An 18864-nucleotide genomic window follows, 5' to 3' on the forward strand; every position below is an offset into this window, starting at 1 on the left:
GACGGGCTTCAGCCGGGAAAGGCCAGTTTGGGCGCCATCAAATCTGCGGCGTGATGACTGCCGCTTTCCCGGCTAAAGCCGGTCCTACAAGGGAAGTGTCCACTTCCATGAGGTGCGCGCGCGCCAGTCCCACTGTGTGCATGAAGCGCAAATGACTACACTGCGCAGTGATTGTGCGTCACACGCTGCATTGGCGCAGCAATTGCCTGAATTCGTGCCGGGTTGGTGGAGAAGAAGTGTGCTGAGAAAAGTGGGCATCAAAGGCCGCGTCATGCTGCTGACCCTGCTCCCGGCCTGCCTGATGGCGGCGTTGTTGGGGGGTTATTTCACCTGGATGCAACTGACCGAGTTGCAGACCCAGTTGCTCAAGCGTGGCGAAATGATTGCCAACGAGCTGGCGCCGCTGTCCGCCGGCGCGCTGGCCAGCGGCGATCAGGCCATGCTCGAACGCATCGCCGGGCAGGTGCTGGAACAGGCCGACGTGCGCGCGGTGTCGTTCCTTGACGCCGACCGCGCGATGCTGGCCCATGCCGGCCCGAGCATGATCAACCAGGCCCCCATCGGTAACAGCACGCACATGCTGCAGCGCTCGGAAAATGATGCCACCCGCTACCTGATGCCGGTGTTCGGGCGCAGCCGTCATCTGACCGGCGATGTCGTGCCCGCCGAAGCCGACCGTCTGCTGGGCTGGGTCGAGCTGGAACTGTCCCACAACGGCACCCTGCTGCGCGGTTATCGCAGCCTGTTTGCCAGCCTGATCCTGATTGTCATCGGCCTCGGCCTGACCGCCATGCTCTCCCTGCGCATGAGCCGCACCATCAACGGCCCGATCACTCAGATCAAACACGTCGTCGCTCAACTGAAGGATGGCAATCTGGAAGCGCGATTGCCGCCCATGGGCAGTTACGAGCTGGACGAACTCGGTTCGGGCATCAATCGCATGGCGGCGACGTTGCAGAACGCCCAGGAAGAATTGCAGCACAGCATCGAGCAGGCCACCGAAGACGTGCGCCAGAACCTGGAAACCATCGAGATTCAGAACATCGAGCTGGACCTGGCGCGCAAGGAAGCCCTGGAAGCCAGCCGGATCAAGTCCGAGTTTCTGGCGAACATGAGTCATGAAATCCGCACGCCGCTCAACGGCATTCTCGGTTTCACCCACCTGTTGCAGAAAAGCGAACTGACGCCGCGCCAGTACGATTACCTGGGCACCATTGAAAAATCCGCCGACAACCTGCTGAGCATCATCAACGAGATTCTGGATTTCTCGAAGATCGAGGCCGGCAAGCTGGTCCTCGACGCGATTCCGTTCAACCTGCGCGACCTGTTGCAGGACACCCTGACCATCCTCGCCCCCGCCGCCCACGCCAAACAGCTGGAGCTGGTGAGTCTGGTTTATCGCGACACACCGCTGTCGCTAGTGGGCGATCCGCTGCGCCTGCGGCAGATCCTGACCAACCTCGTCAGCAACGCGATCAAGTTCACCCGCGAGGGCACTATCGTGGCGCGGGCGATGCTGGAGGAGGAGCACGACACCACCGTGCAACTGCGCATCAGCGTGCAGGACACCGGCATCGGCCTCTCCAGTCAGGACGTGCGCGCACTGTTTCAGGCGTTCAGTCAGGCGGACAATTCGCTGTCGCGGCACTCCGGCGGCACTGGGCTGGGGCTGGTGATTTCCAAGCGGCTGGTCGAGCAGATGGGCGGCGAGATTGGCGTCGAGAGCACGCCCGGCGAAGGTTCGGAATTCTGGATCAGCCTGACGCTGCCGAAAACCCGCGACGACCTCGAAGACCTGCCCGCCCCGCCGCTGCTGGGCCGGCGCGTGGCGGTGCTGGAGCATCACGACCTGTCGCGGCAGGCCCTTGAACATCAACTGGAAGACTGCGGCCTGCAGCCGATGGTCTTCAACAATCTGGAGAACCTCATCAATGGCGTGACCGTGGTGCACCAGACGCCCCACGCCATCGACATGGCCGTGCTCGGCGTGACTGCCCACGAGCTGCCGCCCGAGCGCCTGCGCCAGCAGATCTGGGACCTGGAAAACCTCAATTGCAAAGTGCTGGTGCTGTGCCCCACCACCGAACAGGCGCTGTATCAATTTTCCGTGCCTGACGCCTACAACCAGTTGCAGGCCAAGCCGGCGTGTACGCGCAAGTTGCGCCGCGCGCTGTCGGAATTGATTCAGCCCAAGCAACTGCGCAACGAGGTGCCGGAGCCGCTGTCGAGCCGGCCGCCGCGCATTCTCTGTGTGGACGACAACCCGGCGAACCTGTTGCTGGTGCAGACCTTGCTCGAAGACATGGGCGCCAGAGTCAAGGCCGTCGACAGTGGTTATGCGGCGGTGCAAGCGGTGCAGGATGAACCCTTCGATCTGGTGCTGATGGACGTGCAGATGCCGGGCATGGACGGGCGTCAGGCCACCGAAGAAATCCGCAGCTGGGAGAGCGAACGTCAGGCCTCGTCGCTGCCGATCGTCGCCCTTACCGCCCACGCCATGGCCAACGAAAAGCGCGCGCTGTTGCAGAGCGGCATGGACGACTACCTGACCAAGCCGATCAGCGAGCGTCAACTGGCGCAGGTGGTGCTGAAGTGGACCGGGCTGGCGCTGCGCAATCAGGCGCCGGAGCGGCACGTCGAAATCGCCCAGGGCGGTATTAATTTGCAGGTGCTCGATCACGAGGAGGGGCTTCGGCTGGCGGCGGGGAAAGCCGACCTGGCGGCGGACATGCTGGCGATGCTGCTGGCCTCCCTCGCCACCGACCGCGAAGCCATCCTCACTGCCCGCGAGGCCAGGGACAACGTCGCACTGATCGAACGCGTCCACCGCCTTCACGGCGCGACCCGTTACTGCGGCGTCCCGCAATTGCGCGCGGCCTGTCAACGCAGCGAGACCCTGCTGAAGCAGGAATCGGCGGACAGCGACAAGGCACTGGATGAATTGGAGAAGGCCATCAACCGCCTGGAAACCGAGGCCCGTGTGAGTGCTTGATCTGGGTCACTGGTTTTTTGTTCTGTGAGGGATAGGCTGCAGGGTTCGGGGTGGGTCAGGTCAAATGAGGGCACTGACAGAACGCCTTCGCGAGCAAGCTCACTCCTACAGTGGATATGCGGGGTGCCTAAATCCTACGTTCGACGCGACATTGCAGGCCCATCTATAAAGGAACAACCATGCGCACGCTTGTTTACAGCAGCCAGACTTACGACCGCGAGAGCTTTCTCGGCGCGCAGATCGCGCCGGACATCGAACTGCATTTCCAGCCCGCGCGGTTGACCCTGGACACCGTGGCGCTGGCCGATCAATACGAAGTGGTTTGTGCCTTCATCAACGACGACCTGAGCGCGCCGGTTCTTGAGCAACTGGCCGCAGGCGGCACCAAGCTGATCGCCCTGCGCTCGGCCGGTTTCAATCACGTCGACCTGGTCGTGGCCAAGCGCCTGGGCCTGAGCGTCGTGCGGGTTCCGGCCTACTCGCCCCATGCCGTGGCCGAACATGCCGTTGCGTTGATTCTTTCGCTGAACCGCCATCTGCACCGTGCTTACAACCGCACCCGAGACGGCGATTTCAGCCTGCACGGCCTGACCGGGTTCGATCTGGTGGGCAAGACCGTCGGCGTGGTCGGCACCGGGCAGATCGGGGCGACGTTCGCGCGGATCATGGCCGGCTTCGGCTGCCAACTGCTGGCCTACGATCCGTACCCGAACCCGCTGGTCGAGGCACTGGGCGCCCGCTATCTGCCCCTCGACGAATTGCTCGCCGAAGCGCAGATCATCAGCCTGCACTGCCCGCTCAACGAGCACACCCGGCACCTGATCAACCCGGATTCGTTGTCGCGCATGCAGCACGGCGCGATGCTGATCAATACTGGGCGCGGCGCGCTGGTGAACACGCCGGCGCTGATCGACGCGCTCAAAAGCGGTCAGCTGGGTTACCTCGGGCTGGACGTCTATGAAGAGGAAGCGCAGCTGTTTTTCGAAGACCGCTCGGACCTGCCGCTGCAGGACGATGTGCTGGCGCGCCTGCTGACATTCCCCAACGTGGTGATCACCGCCCATCAGGCGTTTCTGACCAAAGAAGCCCTCGGCGCCATCGCCCAGACTACGCTGGATAACGTCACCGGTTGGGCGGCGGGCAGCCCGCAGAATCTGGTGCAGTGAACGCGTTCTCTTCCGATCCCGGGCCGGTCGGCAGCGAGAATCCCCTCTCTAAAGTGTTAGCATGCGCGCCTATTTGGAGACCCCCATGGCCGAACACGATTTCCGTTACAGCATGCTCACCCCGCAACACACCCTGATCGAATGCCGCAGCCTGGCGGTCGGTCGCTACCAGGTCACCGGCAACGGCGGCTCGATCAAGCCCGACGACGTGCTGCTGGTCACCGTCAAAGGCAGCAAAGAGCTGTTCATGCGCTTGAACGTGGAAAAAGTCCGCCACCTGATCAACCCGACCGGTCAGTGGGTGGCCGTTGCCAATGGCCCGGCGTTCACCGAGTTGGCGATCCATCAGTGGAAAGTCAACTGCAACGACTGCGGCAAAGAGCGCGACATCGAATTCATGGTCGACGGCAAAGACGGCAAAAAAGCCCTCAAGCCTGCCGCCACCGCACGCATCGAGGAACTGGGCTGGAAGGTCGTCGGCGAGAACCACCTCTGCCCTGCCTGCGCGAAGAAAGCCGCATGAAACCGCTTTTGCTGACACTGCTGGCGGCCACGCTGCTGGCAGGATGCGCCACCAAACCCCCTGCCCTCAAGCAGGACCACGGTTACGTGCTGGAATGGATCGGTGAACGGCCGTTGATCGACAACAGCCACCTGACCATGACCCTGGGCAACGACGGCCGCGCCTACGGCAACGCCGGCTGCAACCACTGGTTCGCGTCGTACCAGTTGCAGGGTGATGCGATCAGCTTCGGCCCGGTCGGCAGCACCCGCAAACTGTGTGCGCCAGCGTTGATGGAGCAGGAACACCGATTCCTTGAAGCGATGGGTAAGGTGCAGCGGTGGGATATTTCGCCCGTTGAGCAATTGCGGTTGTGGCCGGCGCAGGGCAAACCTTTGCGGTTTTGGCTGGAAGAGGACTGAGGCTGACTGGCATTTGCGGGAGCGTGGCTTGCCCCGCGACATGGCGTGAAACGGCAGTAGAAATGGCATTCATCCTGACCATGTTCACTTGCAACACCGTCCCGACAACGTCAACTTCGGGCTCATGACTACGCCACGCTTCGAATCGACCACAACCTTCACGACCGCCACTGGCGGGTCGTGGGAGGTTGTGTGAATTAAACCAGCACACAATCCCAAAGACCCGCCAGCAATGGATCGGGTCTTTTTTTTGCCCCGGTTTTGCTGGCACCCACGTAAGGAAACGCACATGTATGCACTTCTGATTCTCGACATGCAGGTAGGGCTTGTTCATGGCCCGGACAAACCTAGGGAAGTCCGGGCGCTTATCAATACATTGAATGAACTCATGAGGAGTGCCCGAGCAACAGGAGCCCCCATCTTTCTTGCCCGCCATATAGGTCCAGCAGGGTCTCCAATTGAGCCGGGCAGCCCGCTCACCGAGCTTGTCCAGGAGTTGCAGCTAATAGGTAACGAAGTCATTTTCGAGAAAAAACGCCCCAACGCCTTCGCTCAGACTGACCTGGCAACTCTGCTACGTGAGCGCGAGTGTGACGGCGTCGTCGTTACAGGCATGAAAACTCAATACTGCGTAGACAGTACCTGCCGCGCCGCCCGCGATTGCGGATTTGATGCTGTCCTCATCGCAGACGGACACACCTGTTCCGATACTCCAGGACTCACAGCAGAGGCCATCGTTGCCCACCATAATGCGACGTTAGGTGGACCATTCTGCCGAGTGGTCCAGGCTGAGGAATGGAGTTTTAGTTAACTCCCCTGATCGGCCCTGCCAGCGTCAACCTGCCCTTGGCGCTGTCCTTGCCACAACCCGTTAGCGGTCATAAACAGCCAATCGAGCGCCGATAGGAACGGCACTTGCACGGAATGTTGATAAGCGGTGTGACGGGCCAAATGCGGAATGTCTTCTCAGTGTTGATCAACTATGGTCGCGCGCCCTGGCGAAGCTGTTCCCAACTGGATGAGCGCGGTATCCAATATTTCTTTGAGCTCACACTCCTTGGCATCTTCGCGAGCAAGCTCGCTCCCACAATTTCGTGCATCGGCAGAGCCATCTGGGTGTTGTTTGATGAGGCTGGCTGGGCTGACGGATGCGTTTTGCATCCGTCACCTGTTCGACGACAACGGCTGGAATTCGCCGCGCTCCAGGTTTTGCACCTTGTTGCCCATGGCGTCAGTGGCATTGAGATCCGCGCCTTTGGCTGCCAGTGCGTCAAGAACATCCTTGCGATGGAACAGCGCCGCGTACATGACGGCGGTCTGACCCGCGTTATTGCGTTGATCGGGCGCGCAATTGGCGTCGACCAGTTGGCGAGCGATGCTGAGTTCGCCTTTGAAGATCGCCCCCATCAACGCCGTGTTGCCCCTCAGATCTTTGGCGCAGGGATCAGCGCCCGCATTGAGCAGTTGGGTGACAGTCGATTGTTGGCCGTGGTACGCGGCGAGAATCAGGGCGGTGTAGCCTTTTTCGTCCTGTACGTTCAGGTCGAACTTTGCGTTGATGAATTCGTTGAGCATGTCTTGGCGGCCGTCTCGGGCAGCCTGGAAAAACAGCTCCCGAAGTTGCGCCTGGGTGTCGCCGGCAGTGTCGGCAGCGGTGCCGCTATCGGATGGGCTGGCCTGGGCCACGCCCGCCGCCAGACACAGCAGCAACACATAAAGGGTTCTGCGCATTTGATGTCCTCCAGAAACCCCGACCCGCCGTGCAAACGGGTCGGGGTGATCGGTCAGTCCTGCAGTGCAGCGGCCAGTTGCTTGACCTTGGTCAGATCGCCATTGGCAACCTTGGTCACGCCGGTGCCGTATTCCGGATCTGCCTTGTAGAGGAACGACAGCATGATGTTCTTGCTCTCGGTATCGGTGGTCGCCAGGGATTCACCAAAGCTCTGGATCAGGTCCTTGCGGTCCTTCTCGCTGTAGGAACGATACAAGTCGCCCGCCTGCTTGAAGTTTTGCTCTTTCTGGATCTTCGCTTGCTGTGTGCTGCCGGACAGTGGCAGTTGGCTGTAGCGCGCCTCTTCAGCCGCTGGACGCGGATTGAGTCGGCTTGGCTCGTAGTTCACGCCAGTCGTAGTGTGACCGGTGTTGAGCGGGCCGTCCTGGTTGCCGTTGTTGACCTTGACCCGTGGCGCGTTGATCGGGAGGCTCAACACGTTAGGCCCCACGCGATAGAGCTGGGTGTCCGCGTAGGAAAATACCCGGCCTTGCAGCAGGCGATCTTCCGAAGGCTCGATACCCGGCACGACGTTGGCGGGCGCCATGGCGACCTGCTCGGTCTCCTGGAAGAAGTTATCCACGTTCTTGTTCAAGACCATCTGGCCGATTTTACGCTCGGGGATATTCGGCCAGATTTTGGTAGCGTCCAGAGGGTCGAAGTCGAACTTCGCCAGGTCCTCAGGCTTGACGACCTGGACGTACAGGTCCCACTTCGGAAAATCGCCTTTGTTGATGGCGCCCACCAGATCATGGGTCAGGTGGCTGTAGTCCTTGGACTGCACTTCAGCAACCTGCTTGGGATCGAGGTTTTTCAGGCCCTGCAGGCTTTTCCAGTGAAACTTCACATAGTTGACTTCGCCCTTGGCGTTCACCAGTTTGTAGGCATGCACGCCGTTGCCGTCCATAGTGCGATAGCTGGCCGGTGTGCCTTCGTTGGAGTACAGCAAGGTCAACGTGCGCGTGGCTTCCGGGACGTGGGAGAAGAAATCGAAACGTCGCGAGTCGTCATCCAGGTTGGTGCGCGGGTCAGGCTTGAAGGCGTGGACCATGTCCGGGAACTTGATCGCGTCGCGGATGAAAAACGTAGGGAAGTTATTACCGACCAAGTCCCAATTGCCGTCGGCCGTGTAGAACTTGGTGGCGAAGCCGCGCGGGTCACGCAGGGTTTCAGGGGAGTGATTGCCGTGGACAACGGCGGAGAACCGCACGAACACCGGGGTGTGCTCGCCTTTGCGGAAGACCGTGGCCTTGCTCAGATCGGAGGCGTCGTCGGATGCAACGAATTCGCCATGCACGCCAGTACCGCGAGCATGCACGACACGCTCCGGAATGCGTTCACGATCAAAGCGCTGGAGTTTTTGCAGCAACTGCACATCTTGCAGCAGGACCGGACCGTTTGGGCCGGCAGTCTGGGAGTTCTGGTTATCGCCAACGGCGGCGCCGTTGTCGCGGGTCAGGGTGTCAGCGTACGCTGCAGAACTGACCATCAGGCTCGCGCCAATCAGGCTGGCGGCAATATGGGAGCGGGGTAAGTACATCGCGGACTCTCTCTTTCTGGTTGTTCTGAGAGTCAAAGCCTACGGCTAGAGCCCGCGATTGCTGAATTAGTTCTGGCTATGCGTTTGATAGGTTTAAAAATATTGACGGTCAACCGACGGGCATCACCATCCTGCGCCGCAACAGCTGCTTGCCCAGCGCTTGCCCTCTGAGCTCGACATAGTGATAAGTCGCGCTGGAAATCGTCACGACTACCGCCAGAATCAGCAGCACCATCAGGTTATTCAACCAGCCGTGCCCGGTGTCCAGGTAGCGGATGTCATCCAGCATCGGCGCGGCAGCAAAACCGGTTTTTTTCTGCACCACCATAAAAGCCGAAATCACGAAGAACAGCACGGCCAGATGGGTCAGGTAGATGGAGTAGGACCACCGCCCCAGACGGGCGAAGCATTCGTGCTTGAGCACCCGCGACAGCGCCCCGCCATCAAAGGCAAACAGCACGATGGTGACGCAAAACACCGCGCTCGCCGCCAATACCTTTTGCGGCAACTCACTGGTCAGCACCCACCAGATGCAGATGGCTGCCAGGGCTTCCAGCACGCTAAGCAGCGCAAAGCCCGGCGCAATCCAGCGTCTGAGGCGGTTGAAAAAGCCGTAGGCCAAGGCCCCGGCAAAGAAACAGCCCAGGCCTTTTTGCGCGTAGACGGTCAGTACATCAATCTGGCTGTACAGCAGCGCAAATCCGCCGAGGGCGATGACGGTCCACAGCAGGTATCGGCGAGTGGACGCCATGAACAGGGTTGCGGCGAAGACCATGTAGGTCCAGTACTCGATGCTGATGCTCCAGGACGCGGTGTTGAATGACAGGTTTTCCGTCAGGTGCGTCCAGCTTTGCAGCAGCAGGAGATTGGGCAGGATCTCCGACGGTGCATAGATACCGGTAAACGGCGGCTGGTTAAAGGAAAAACCTTTTTTGTAGGCGGCGTATTTGAGAAATTCCAGGCCAATGAATACCGCCAGCATGAAGACATGCAGGGGTAGCAGGCGAAAGGTGCGGGAAACCAGGAAGTGGCTGACGTCCAGATGAGGCTTGCTGCCGTAGGCGTGAGCCATCACGAAGCCACTGAGGACAAAGAAGAACTCGACGAACAGGTCGGCGTTGGAGAAGAACGTCCACTCCGTGATGCTGCCGACGACATGGGTGTGATAAAGGACGACCGCTATTGCGCAGAGACCGCGCAGGCTGTCCAGCGCGTGAAATCGTGTCACTTCTTGCATGTAAACCCCCGATTGGTTGCCATCGCTCGAAAGCGCCTAAAGCAACCCATCGGGTTCGGTCGCGTACTACCTCAGGCAGAACCATAGTGCAGGGATGGGTTTGTGCAAGGACGTTGGTCGAAGATGTAACCGAGTTGAATCCCGGGGCCGCAGGTATCTAGGCAGAGATAAGCCGCTAGGGCCGATCGGCGCCCCTTGGAGCGCCAAATCACAAATGCAGTGCTGGCCCTTTAAGCACAGCGCCATCTGCCGAAGGAACTCGTACACGCAGTGCAATCAGCAACGCGGCCAGCAGCATCAGCACGGCCGCCGCCAGAAAAACGCCTGCGCTGCCACCGACGCTGAACATGGCACCACCCGCAGCTGCGCCTGTGGCGATGGCCGATTGTACAGACGCCACCACCATGCCCCCGGCGCTTTCCGCCTGGTCAGGGACCGCGCTGGCGACCCAGTTCGACCACGCCACCGGCACACCGCCAAACGCCAAGCCCCAGACCGCCAGCAGGACGGCCTGCCCTGGCACAGAGGCTGGCAACAGGACCAACGCCAGTGCCGCAACGCCTACCAGCGCGGGCATCAACACCAGGGTGGCCAGCGGGTGACGAGTCAGCAACCACCCCGCCACCAACGTGCCGACAAAGTTCGCCACACCAAAACCCAGCAGCATCAGCGACAGCCCCTGCGGGCCAACCCCAGTCGTGCCTTCGAGGAATGGCCGGATATACGTGAACATCGCAAAGTGGCCGCTGTGCACCAGCACGCAACCGAACATCCCCATGGCGATGCCCGGGCGCAGCAGCACTTCAAGTACCGTGCGCAGACGGGCCGGACGGCGTGGCGCGAGACTCGGCAGCGTGAACGACTGGAATGCCAGGGTCACCACCCCCACCGCTGCCGCTGCAAAGAACGCGCTGCGCCAGCCATATAGCCCGCCCAGATAACTGCCCAGCGGGACTGCAACCACTGTCCCGATGGCGATGCCGCTGAAAATGATCGAGAGCGCTCGCGGCAACAAGGCCCCCGGCACCAAGCGCATCGCCACCGCCGCCGCCATGCTCCAGAAGCCGCCAAGCGCGATGCCCAGCAGGATACGCATCGCCAAAAGCACCGCGAAACTGGAGGAAACCGCGACCAACAGATTGGAAGCGATCATCAACGTGGAAAAACCCAGTAGCACCCAGCGGCGATCAATGCTGCGAGTCAGGCCGGGCATCAACAGGCCCGCGAACAGTGCCACCACAGCGGTTACCGTTACCGCTTGGCCAGCCAGCGCTTCGGACACCGCCAGCTCCTTCGCCATTGGCGTCAACAGGCTGGCCGGGAGGTACTCGGCAGTCAGCAAACCGAATACGCCCATGGCCAACGAGAACACGGCCATCCACGCGGGGGTTGCAGGTTCTACATCCGGCCCGGTGCCGGAACGGCTGTCGGGTACGGCATTGCATGTAAGGTCGGTCATTGCACAGATCTCCCAATCTTCAATTGCGACCCGCAGTCTAGGCGGGTGAATCCGGATGATCTATGATCGAAAAACCCGTTTTTTTAACTGAAACTCCTGAACAATGCTACCAGATCAATTTGCTCTTTCTTCCGATCTCATCAACGAGCTGTTGCGCGGCATGCGCCTGCGCGGTGTCGAGTACCGGCGCATCCAGGCGGGCCCGACCTTCGGCCTGGGCTTCGATGCCAAACCCGGACATGCCTGGTTCCACTTCCTGGCGGTCGGCAATGCGGTGCTGCGCATGGATGACGGGACGACCTATGCGCTGTCCGCCGGTAACGCCGTGTTCATCTCCCACGGCGCAGCCCATCAGTTGCTCTCGCATGCGCACGCGCCCGTGCAGGACATCGACCTTCTGAACGGCGAGCCCCTCGGCGACACCGTCAGCGCCGTAGATACCGGAACCGATGCCGGCTCCACGCCGACCACGCTGGTGTTCAGTGGCTGCATGGAATTCGAGTTGGGTAGCCTGCATGGCCTTGGGAAGCTGATGCCGGGCCTCATGCTGATCGATGCCGGCGGCCAGCGTTATCCCGGGCTGGTGCCTATTCTCGCCACCATGGAGCGCGAGGTCAGCGCCGCACGCGTCGGCTTCGCCGGCATCCTTGCGCGACTGGCCGACGTGGTCGCCGCCATGGTCGTTCGCGGTTGGGTCGAGTGCGCTTGCGGCAACGCTTCCGGCCTGGTCGCCGCTCTGCGCGATCCGCGGCTGGCAGGTGCCCTTCTGGCGCTGCATCAGCAACCGGGCCGCGACTGGACCGTCGAGCAACTGGCGGCGCACTGCAATACGTCCCGCTCGGTCTTTGCAGAGCGTTTTCAACTGACGATTGGCATGACCCCGCTGCGCTACGTCACTGAAGTGCGAATGCGGCTTGCCAGCCAGTGGCTGACGCTGGAAAGGGTACCGATTGAAGAGGTCGCGCAGCGTTTGGGCTATACGTCTCAAGCGGCGTTCAGTCGGGCGTTCAAGCGTGTTACGGGTAAAACGCCCGGGTTGAGCCGTAGGTTGAGGCAGGCGGCTGCGACCTGACGCTGGATGAAGGTAGCGTTACTACCTACGTCCACCTGATGGAACATTGACAATCGGTAGACGGCACGCTGGCTGAAGCGTGCCTTCAGCATCCCACCGCAGCCTTCGCGCTGGACATTTACAGGCACGCATCGCTTCTTCAATCAGCCCATGTAGGGCGGATAGTCGACATAGCCTTTTGCATCGCCGCCGTAGTAGGTGTCGCGATCCGGCTCGGTCAACGTCCAGCCGTTTTTCAGCCGGGCGACCAGATCAGGATTTGCAATGAAGGGCTGCCCGAATGCCGCCAGATCGATCAGGCCGGCGTGGAGCAGCTCTTCAGCGCGTTCACGGGTCATGTCCCCGGCAAGAATCAATGCGGTCTTACCCAGCTGTGTTTTGCAGTCTTTGAGCAGGTCACGAAGCGCTTGCTCCTGCGCAGCCGAGCCTTCCTCTGCCATGAAGAAGTGGGTCTGATCCATTACGTGAACGTAAGCGATGCCGCGCTGGCTCATGCCCGCACAGAGCGCTGAGTAGGTTTCGTCGATCTGCGGATACAGCGGCATATCGAACAACTGGCCGTATGGCGAAATCCGGATACCCACTCGATCAGCGCCGATTCTGGCGGCTGCCGCATCGACGACCTCGAATACGAAACGCAAACGATTTTCCAGCGTGTCTGCTGAGTAGCGATCGGTTCGGTCATTCACCAGCGGATTCAGGAATTGCTCAAGCAGATAGCCGTTGGCGCCATGAATTTCCACCCCGTCGAACCCGGCCGCGATAGCGTTTTCAGCAGCCTGGGCGAAATCTTCAACCACGCGTGCTACCTCTTCGGTGGTCAACGGTCGTGGCGTGGATGTGGCCACAAAACCCGGCTCCCCGTCTTCCGTGTAACCAAAGGCAACTGCGCCTTGGGCTTGTTTGCTGGTAGCGCTGACGGGCGCTTTGCCGTCGATCTGAATGGAAGTGTGGGACACGCGGCCAACGTGCCACAGCTGGGCGAACATCTTCCCGCCGACGCTGTGGACCGAGTCGATGACCAGCTTCCATCCTTTGATCTGCTCTTCGGTATAGATGCCCGGGTTGAAGAGATAACCCTGGCCCTCACGAGAGATCGGCGTGCCTTCCGAAACAATTAAACCGGCGGTGCCGCGTTGGGTGTAGTGCAGGGCGATTTGCTCCGTCGCAATGTCGTCAGGGGCGCGCGACCGGGTCATCGGTGCCATGACGATGCGGTTGCCAAGCGTTGTGCCGCCGAGTTCGTATGCTTCAAATAAGGTCATGATTAGTTCTCCTGAAGTGCCCGCTGTGGGGCGCGAAGGTTGGATTCGTTGTTGGCGCGAGCGAGCAGCTCGATAGCACGCTGTCGGTTTGCTTCGCCGGGGATCATGGGGATGACCATCATCTGATCGGTCTGATACTGCGACGCGATGCGCTGCAGTTGCTGAATCGCCAACGGACCGTCGCCAACAACCACGCGCATGCGGTTGAGCGCGACTCGATCGCGTGCTTCAGCGCTGTATTGCGTAGGGTCGACCGCCTCGGGCAGCGCCAACGCCTCGGCTGGGGCAACAGACTCTGCCCGCAGCAACCAGTCATCAAAGCTGGTCGCCAGCCGCTCGGCCTGCTCGACGGTGTCGGCCACTACTGCGAATACAGCAACGATGACACTGGGCGCGGCATGCAGTTTTGATGGACGAAAGTTGGCGCGATAATGCTCGGCGGCCAGCACACCTTGCTGATGATGGGGGTTGATGAAGTGCGCAAACGTGAAGCCCATCCCTTCCAGAGCGGCCAGTTCAGCGGTACTGCCGCTGGCACCCAGTATGTGCAACTCAGGGAGGGTCGTGATCCGAGGTGCAGCGTAGATCGGCTGCGGCTGATCGCCTGCCCCCTCTTTGTCATCAAGGAGCAGAGCCTTGAGGTCCTTGAGCTTGGCCGGGAAAGGAATCTGGTGTGTCTTCTCATCATTGAGGGCACGGGTGACGCGTTGGTCCGCTCCGGGCGCCCTCCCTACTCCCAGGTCTATCCGCCCCGGGTACAACGCCTCCAGCACACGCGCTGTCTCGGCAACTTTGTACGCGCTGTAATGCGGCAGCATGATGCCACCCGAGCCAACCCTGATCGTCTCCGTATGGGCGGCAATCTGCATCATCAACAGCTCGGGGCTGCTTCCCGCCTGAACCCTGGATTGATGGTGCTCCGCCACCCAGTAGCGTTCGTAGCCCAAAGACTCGGCTGCTTGCGCCAGCCGCGTAGTGGCCCATAGCGCATCGCCGGCGGTAAAGCCGTCGTCTACTGGGGAATGGTCAAGAATGCTAAGTCTCACTGCGCCCTCCGGACAAAGAACACAGCCTATTGGAGAAACGATGCGAGATTTCGGCTCGTTTTTACCGAATAACATGAATTCAATTCACCAATGAGCTTTTCTACCCGGCTAGAGGACCTTCACAGTGGTATCACCGCAACTGGCGAACCTGCTCGTCTACAAAAACGCATCAAGAAGACAGGACATGGGGCAATTGGAGGCGTGGGTCAGGCTCCATTTCCCTTTAGTATTACGTCCGTCACTTCATCACTGCCTGAAGAGGAATACGCTATGCCGCTTGTACGGATTGATATCTCCGCCGACACACCCGATGAGACAGTTGCCGCAATCGGTGACGTGATTTATGAAGCAATGATCAGCACGGCGAACGTGCCCGAACATGACCGATTTCAGATCATTCACCGCCATGCCAGCGATGAACTGGTGTACCCGGCTGAGGGCTATCTGGGCATTACCTACACAAAGAACATCGTGTTCATTCAGGTGGCCTGGAACGAAGGGCGAACCATTGACGTGAAGAAGGCGTTTTATAAGGCTATCGCCCAAGGCATTCATGACAGGACCGGGCACAGACAGGAAGACATCTGGATCAGTCTGATTGATAACAAGAAGGAGAACTGGTCCTTCGGAAACGGGGAAATGCAGTACGCGCCCTGAAATAAACAAGTAGACGTGCGGACGGGCCGCTAATGGGCCGATAGCCGGCAGCTATGGCCGGCTTCATCCAGTCGCCCGCAGGAACTATGCGGGTCGGCGACTACCGATACCCACGCGCCTGGATGTCGAACAGGCTGGCATAGCGCCCGCCGCCCGCCATCAGCTGCGCGTGGGTCCCCTGCTCCAGAATCCGGCCCTGATCCAGCACGATGATGTGGTCAGCGTTGCGCACGCTGGAGAATCGGTGAGAAATGAGCAACGTCATGCGCCCCTTCGCGTACTCGCGGAAGTGCTCGAACACGGCGGCCTCGGCGGCAGCGTCGAGGGCGGCCGTCGGTTCGTCCAGAATCAGCAGATCGGCATCACGGCGCATATACGCCCGCGACAGCGCCAGCTTTTGCCATTGCCCACCGGACAGTTCCTGCCCACCGGCGAACCAGCGCCCCAACTGCGTGTGATAGCCGTTGCTCAAGCGTTCGATGAACTCGGCGGCGATCCCTTGAGTGGCCGCATCGCGCCAACGTTCCTGGTCATCGAACGCGTCGACGTCACCCACCCCAAGGTTTTCGCCGACGGTCATCTGGTAACGGATGTAGTCCTGAAAGATCACCCCGATGCGCTGGTGCAAGGCCTGTTCGTCCCAGTCCTGCAAATCGCTGCCGTCCAGCAGGATCCGGCCTTCGCCAGGCGTATAGAGCCGCGTCAGCAGTTTGATCAAGGTGGTTTTACCCGAGCCGTTTTCGCCCACCAGGGCCAAGCTCATGCCAGGCGTCAGGTGCAGGCTGATGTCGCTGAGCGTGGGCTGCGCGGCACCCGGGTAGCGGAAACCCAAGCCCTCGCAGCGCAGGCCGTCGCCCGGGCGAGCACCGGCCTTCAGCGTGCCGCGTGCAGCTGCCACCGGCACCTCAAGGTATTCGTAGAGGTCAGACAGGTAGAGGCCATCCTCGTACAAACCGGCAATCGCGCTGAGGCTGGCCGTGATAGCGACCTGGCCTTGCTTGAACAGCACCAGGTACATCGTCATCTGCCCCAGTGTGGTCTGGCCGCGCACGGTGTCCATGACCACCCAGGCGTAGGCCACGTAGAACGCGGCTGTGCCCAATAGCCCGAGGGCAAAGCCCCAAGTGTCGCGTCGCACGGTGAGTCGGCGGTCTTCGGCGTACAGGCGCGTGAAATTGTCGCGATAGCGTTGCAGCAACAACGGCGCCATGCCGAACAGCTTCACTTCCTTGGTATGCGCCTCCTGGGACAGCAAGGCCTCCAGGTAATTTTGCTGGCGGGTTTCCGGGGCGCGACGCTGAAACAGGCGGAAGGCATTACCGGAGAAATGCGTCTCGGCGAAGAACACCGGCAGCGCACCGAGCACCAGGATCAGCAGCGCCCAAGGGGAAAAATGCACCAGCAGCACCGCAAAGCTGACCAGCGAGATCAGGTTTTGCGTCAGCCCCAGGCCTTTGGTGACAAGGCCCAGTGGCCGTGTCGATGCATCGCGGCGCACGCGCACCAACTTGTCGTAAAAGGTCGAGTCCTCGAACTGCAGCAGCGAAAGGGTCTGGGCCTTTTCCAGGATCATCAGATTGACCTTCTGCCCCAACTGCACCCGCAGCAGCGCCTGTTGCATTGAAAGCGCCCGTTGCGCCGCGGCCAGCAACGCCAATACGCCCGCCTCGGCCAGTACGTAACGCAGGACAGGCCATACCGGCGCCTGGCTGCCATTGGCGTGGATCTGCATCGCCTGAACCACCGCATCGACGATCCGCTGGCCGATCCAGGCAGCCAGCGCGGGCAAAATGCCGGCGATCAGCGTCGCCACGATCAAGCCGGCGAACAAGGGGCGGGAAGTCGCCCAAACAAGGCCGACCGCCCTGCCGCTCTGGGTTGAAAATGCAGTCAAACGATTGAACAACGACATCAAAGGCGCAGGCTCCGGATTGGCGGTGACGGGGGATTGTAGCGGCTAGTTCGGCACGCTTCGCCGGTCTTGTTGATGGCTATAGCGCGCTCTGCGGATCAGCCCGCTCCGTCTGGAGGGATGAGCGATGCGGTTTTGGTGAATAGGTTAAGGCTATCGATCCTTGAGCAGCCCACAGCGCCGACCGTTCGGGCTTCCAGCGAGGATTTCTGTTTCTCAACACTTGAGGGCAGACTGATTGAGTTCCCCGTCTGGAGGTCAGGTCGCCTTGGACACACCGGGCACCGATAGCTTCTCTCAACGAGCTTCTTCCCGAACAGGTGCCCGCGCTCAGTCACATAATCTGGCCTCCCACTTAATATCGCATGCTGTTTTGCTGTTGCGTCGAGTGCACTCCAATCCCTGTCAAAATAGGCTTTGACGGAGCTTTGCTTCTCCTTACTTCGGCCCACTGCAACCCTTACAGACCGGGAGAAATCGGCGTAAACCGGGCGTTGATATAAAGCAGCAGGACCTAGCGGTGCTTCGGCAGCACTAATGCTGGCCGGGCTTCAGTGCTTGCAGCAAAATTGAAGCTTGACTGTCTAGCAATCTAGGCTACCTTTTTCTTCACCTCTGAGTTACCAGTGTGACATCATCAGAGTTATCCTTTACTCAATCATGGATGGACATAATGCAAGCTTCGAATGTAGATCTGCTGGACGAACTAATCCCCGATGACCAGCAGGAAGACGAAAGTGACTTGATGAATAAGGACATATCATTCAAAGATGCTGTCGTCATGAATGCTGACTGGACTATCGAGACGATTAACGGTCAAGTTACTAAGGGAAATATAGATCTTGATCCGGGCTTTCAGCGAAGATCTGCATGGGACAGTATTAGACAGAGCAGACTCATAGAGTCCTTGATTGTTAGCTTGCCTATTCCCAATATCGTATTGGCAGAAAACAAAACCAGCCGTGGACGTTTTCTAGTTATTGATGGCAAGCAGCGCCTATTAACAATTAATAGCTTTATGGCTGACAATCTCGTCCTCAAAGGACTTGATCTCCGAAAAGATCTGAATGGGAGGATCTTCTCGACACTTGATATCGAAGATCGGGAATTTCTTGAAAATAGCACCCTGCGCTCCACTGTGATAAAAAACTGGAACGATGAGAATTTTCTCTTTATCATGTTTTTCAGGTTAAACAGTGGAAGCTTACCTCTCTCACCTCAAGAACTTAGAAAAGCGCTTATCGGCGGGAAAGTTTTAAATGCTATTGAAGCTTACATCAGCCAGAGTAAAAGTTTTCACAAGATCTTTGGCGAGGTGCCCGATAAAAGGATGCGAGACTCCGAGTTGGTTCTGCGCTTCGTTGCTTTTGACATGTCGTATGCAGCTTATAACGGAAACCTGAAAGAGTTCCTTGATAAGGCCACTAAATTATTTGAAGGGGACTGGGACAATCAAAAATCCCTTTTGGACTCTACATTCGCTCGCTTGGATTTGGCACTAAATGTAAGCTTCGATATTTTTGGTCCAAACTCTTTTAAAAAGTGGCTTGGCAACAACTACGAACGTCGGATCAACCGCGCAATATTTGACTGTATAACGCGATACTTTGCAGATGCGAATGTGTCAAAAACGGCGTTAACAAACGTCGTAGCGGTTACTCAAGCATTTCAGAACACTTGCCTTAATGATCGTTTCAAAGAATCGGTTGAAAAAACAACCAAAAGCGTTGGAGCGACAAACATTAGACTCTGTATATGGGGTCAGGAGCTTGCCGATACATTAGGTTTAAAGTTTGACAATGCCAGTTTCAGGATCGTGTGAG

Annotated in this window: 15 protein-coding genes; 8 read left to right on the forward strand and 7 right to left on the reverse strand. The window is 59.4% G+C overall.

Annotated features, from left to right (window positions below):
• Window positions 1-238 precede the first annotated feature (238 nt).
• The 5 genes from ACYASU_RS11645 (at window position 239) to ACYASU_RS11665 (ending at window position 5893) form a co-directional block, all read left to right on the forward strand.
• Window positions 239-2992: a response regulator gene (locus tag ACYASU_RS11645; protein WP_192172955.1), complete on the forward strand. Its 2754-nt coding sequence runs from the start codon at window positions 239-241 to the stop codon at window positions 2990-2992.
• A 179-nt stretch (window positions 2993-3171) separates the two neighbouring features.
• Window positions 3172-4158 (forward strand): 2-hydroxyacid dehydrogenase, encoded by a 987-nt coding sequence (locus ACYASU_RS11650; RefSeq protein ID WP_463582879.1) that lies wholly within the window; start codon window positions 3172-3174, stop codon window positions 4156-4158.
• 85 nt (window positions 4159-4243) lie between these two features.
• Entirely contained in the window at window positions 4244-4681 is a 438-nt protein-coding gene (locus ACYASU_RS11655; RefSeq protein ID WP_065992852.1) for a hypothetical protein, read from the forward strand.
• Window positions 4678-5082 carry an META domain-containing protein gene (locus ACYASU_RS11660; RefSeq protein ID WP_463582880.1) on the forward strand — a complete coding sequence of 135 codons (405 nt, stop codon included), beginning with the start codon at window positions 4678-4680 and terminating at the stop codon, window positions 5080-5082. Before ACYASU_RS11655 ends, ACYASU_RS11660 begins: the two co-directional genes overlap by 4 nt.
• Window positions 5083-5371: 289 nt before the next feature.
• Window positions 5372-5893 carry a cysteine hydrolase family protein gene (locus ACYASU_RS11665; RefSeq protein WP_463582881.1) on the forward strand — a complete coding sequence of 174 codons (522 nt, stop codon included), beginning with the start codon at window positions 5372-5374 and terminating at the stop codon, window positions 5891-5893.
• 353 nt (window positions 5894-6246) lie between these two features.
• On the opposite strand, the gene ACYASU_RS11670 is transcribed toward ACYASU_RS11665, so the two are convergent.
• The 4 genes from ACYASU_RS11670 to ACYASU_RS11685 form a co-directional block, all read right to left on the reverse strand.
• Window positions 6247-6813 (reverse strand): ankyrin repeat domain-containing protein, encoded by a 567-nt coding sequence (locus tag ACYASU_RS11670; RefSeq protein WP_463582882.1) that lies wholly within the window; start codon window positions 6811-6813, stop codon window positions 6247-6249.
• A 53-nt stretch (window positions 6814-6866) separates the two neighbouring features.
• Window positions 6867-8342 (reverse strand): catalase KatB, encoded by a 1476-nt coding sequence (katB, locus tag ACYASU_RS11675; RefSeq protein WP_463582925.1) that lies wholly within the window; start codon window positions 8340-8342, stop codon window positions 6867-6869.
• Window positions 8343-8502: 160 nt separating this feature from the next.
• Window positions 8503-9630 (reverse strand): acyltransferase family protein, encoded by a 1128-nt coding sequence (locus ACYASU_RS11680; RefSeq protein WP_423572896.1) that lies wholly within the window; start codon window positions 9628-9630, stop codon window positions 8503-8505.
• A gap of 208 nt (window positions 9631-9838) precedes the next feature.
• Complete coding sequence (locus ACYASU_RS11685) at window positions 9839-11089, reverse strand: MFS transporter (RefSeq protein ID WP_463582883.1); 1251 nt, start codon at window positions 11087-11089, stop codon at window positions 9839-9841.
• Between the two features lie 103 nt (window positions 11090-11192).
• Here ACYASU_RS11685 and ACYASU_RS11690 point away from each other — a divergent pair, with 103 nt between their 5' ends.
• Window positions 11193-12161: an AraC family transcriptional regulator gene (locus tag ACYASU_RS11690; RefSeq protein ID WP_463582884.1), complete on the forward strand. Its 969-nt coding sequence runs from the start codon at window positions 11193-11195 to the stop codon at window positions 12159-12161.
• A 143-nt stretch (window positions 12162-12304) separates the two neighbouring features.
• Here the strand turns inward: ACYASU_RS11690 and ACYASU_RS11695 are convergent, their stop codons facing one another.
• Window positions 12305-13426, reverse strand: a complete 1122-nt coding sequence (locus ACYASU_RS11695; RefSeq protein ID WP_463582885.1) for an alkene reductase — start codon at window positions 13424-13426, stop codon at window positions 12305-12307.
• 2 nt (window positions 13427-13428) lie between these two features.
• Window positions 13429-14472, reverse strand: coding sequence for an MsnO8 family LLM class oxidoreductase (locus ACYASU_RS11700; RefSeq protein WP_463582886.1), 1044 nt, complete (start codon window positions 14470-14472; stop codon window positions 13429-13431).
• A 270-nt stretch (window positions 14473-14742) separates the two neighbouring features.
• On the opposite strand from ACYASU_RS11700, the gene ACYASU_RS11705 reads away from it, so the two are divergent.
• Entirely contained in the window at window positions 14743-15129 is a 387-nt protein-coding gene (locus ACYASU_RS11705) for a tautomerase family protein (RefSeq protein ID WP_423572927.1), read from the forward strand.
• Window positions 15130-15229: 100 nt separating this feature from the next.
• Here ACYASU_RS11705 and ACYASU_RS11710 read toward each other — a convergent pair whose 3' ends face one another.
• Window positions 15230-17041 (reverse strand): ABC transporter ATP-binding protein, encoded by a 1812-nt coding sequence (locus ACYASU_RS11710; RefSeq protein ID WP_463582887.1) that lies wholly within the window; start codon window positions 17039-17041, stop codon window positions 15230-15232.
• A gap of 673 nt (window positions 17042-17714) precedes the next feature.
• Between ACYASU_RS11710 and ACYASU_RS11715 the strand changes: the two genes are divergently transcribed.
• A complete protein-coding gene (locus tag ACYASU_RS11715; RefSeq protein WP_463582888.1) occupies window positions 17715-18863 on the forward strand; it encodes a GmrSD restriction endonuclease domain-containing protein in 1149 nt (382 codons plus the stop codon).
• Window position 18864: the final 1 nt, after the last annotated feature.

This window comes from Pseudomonas sp. HP_12 (genome assembly GCF_055283955.1).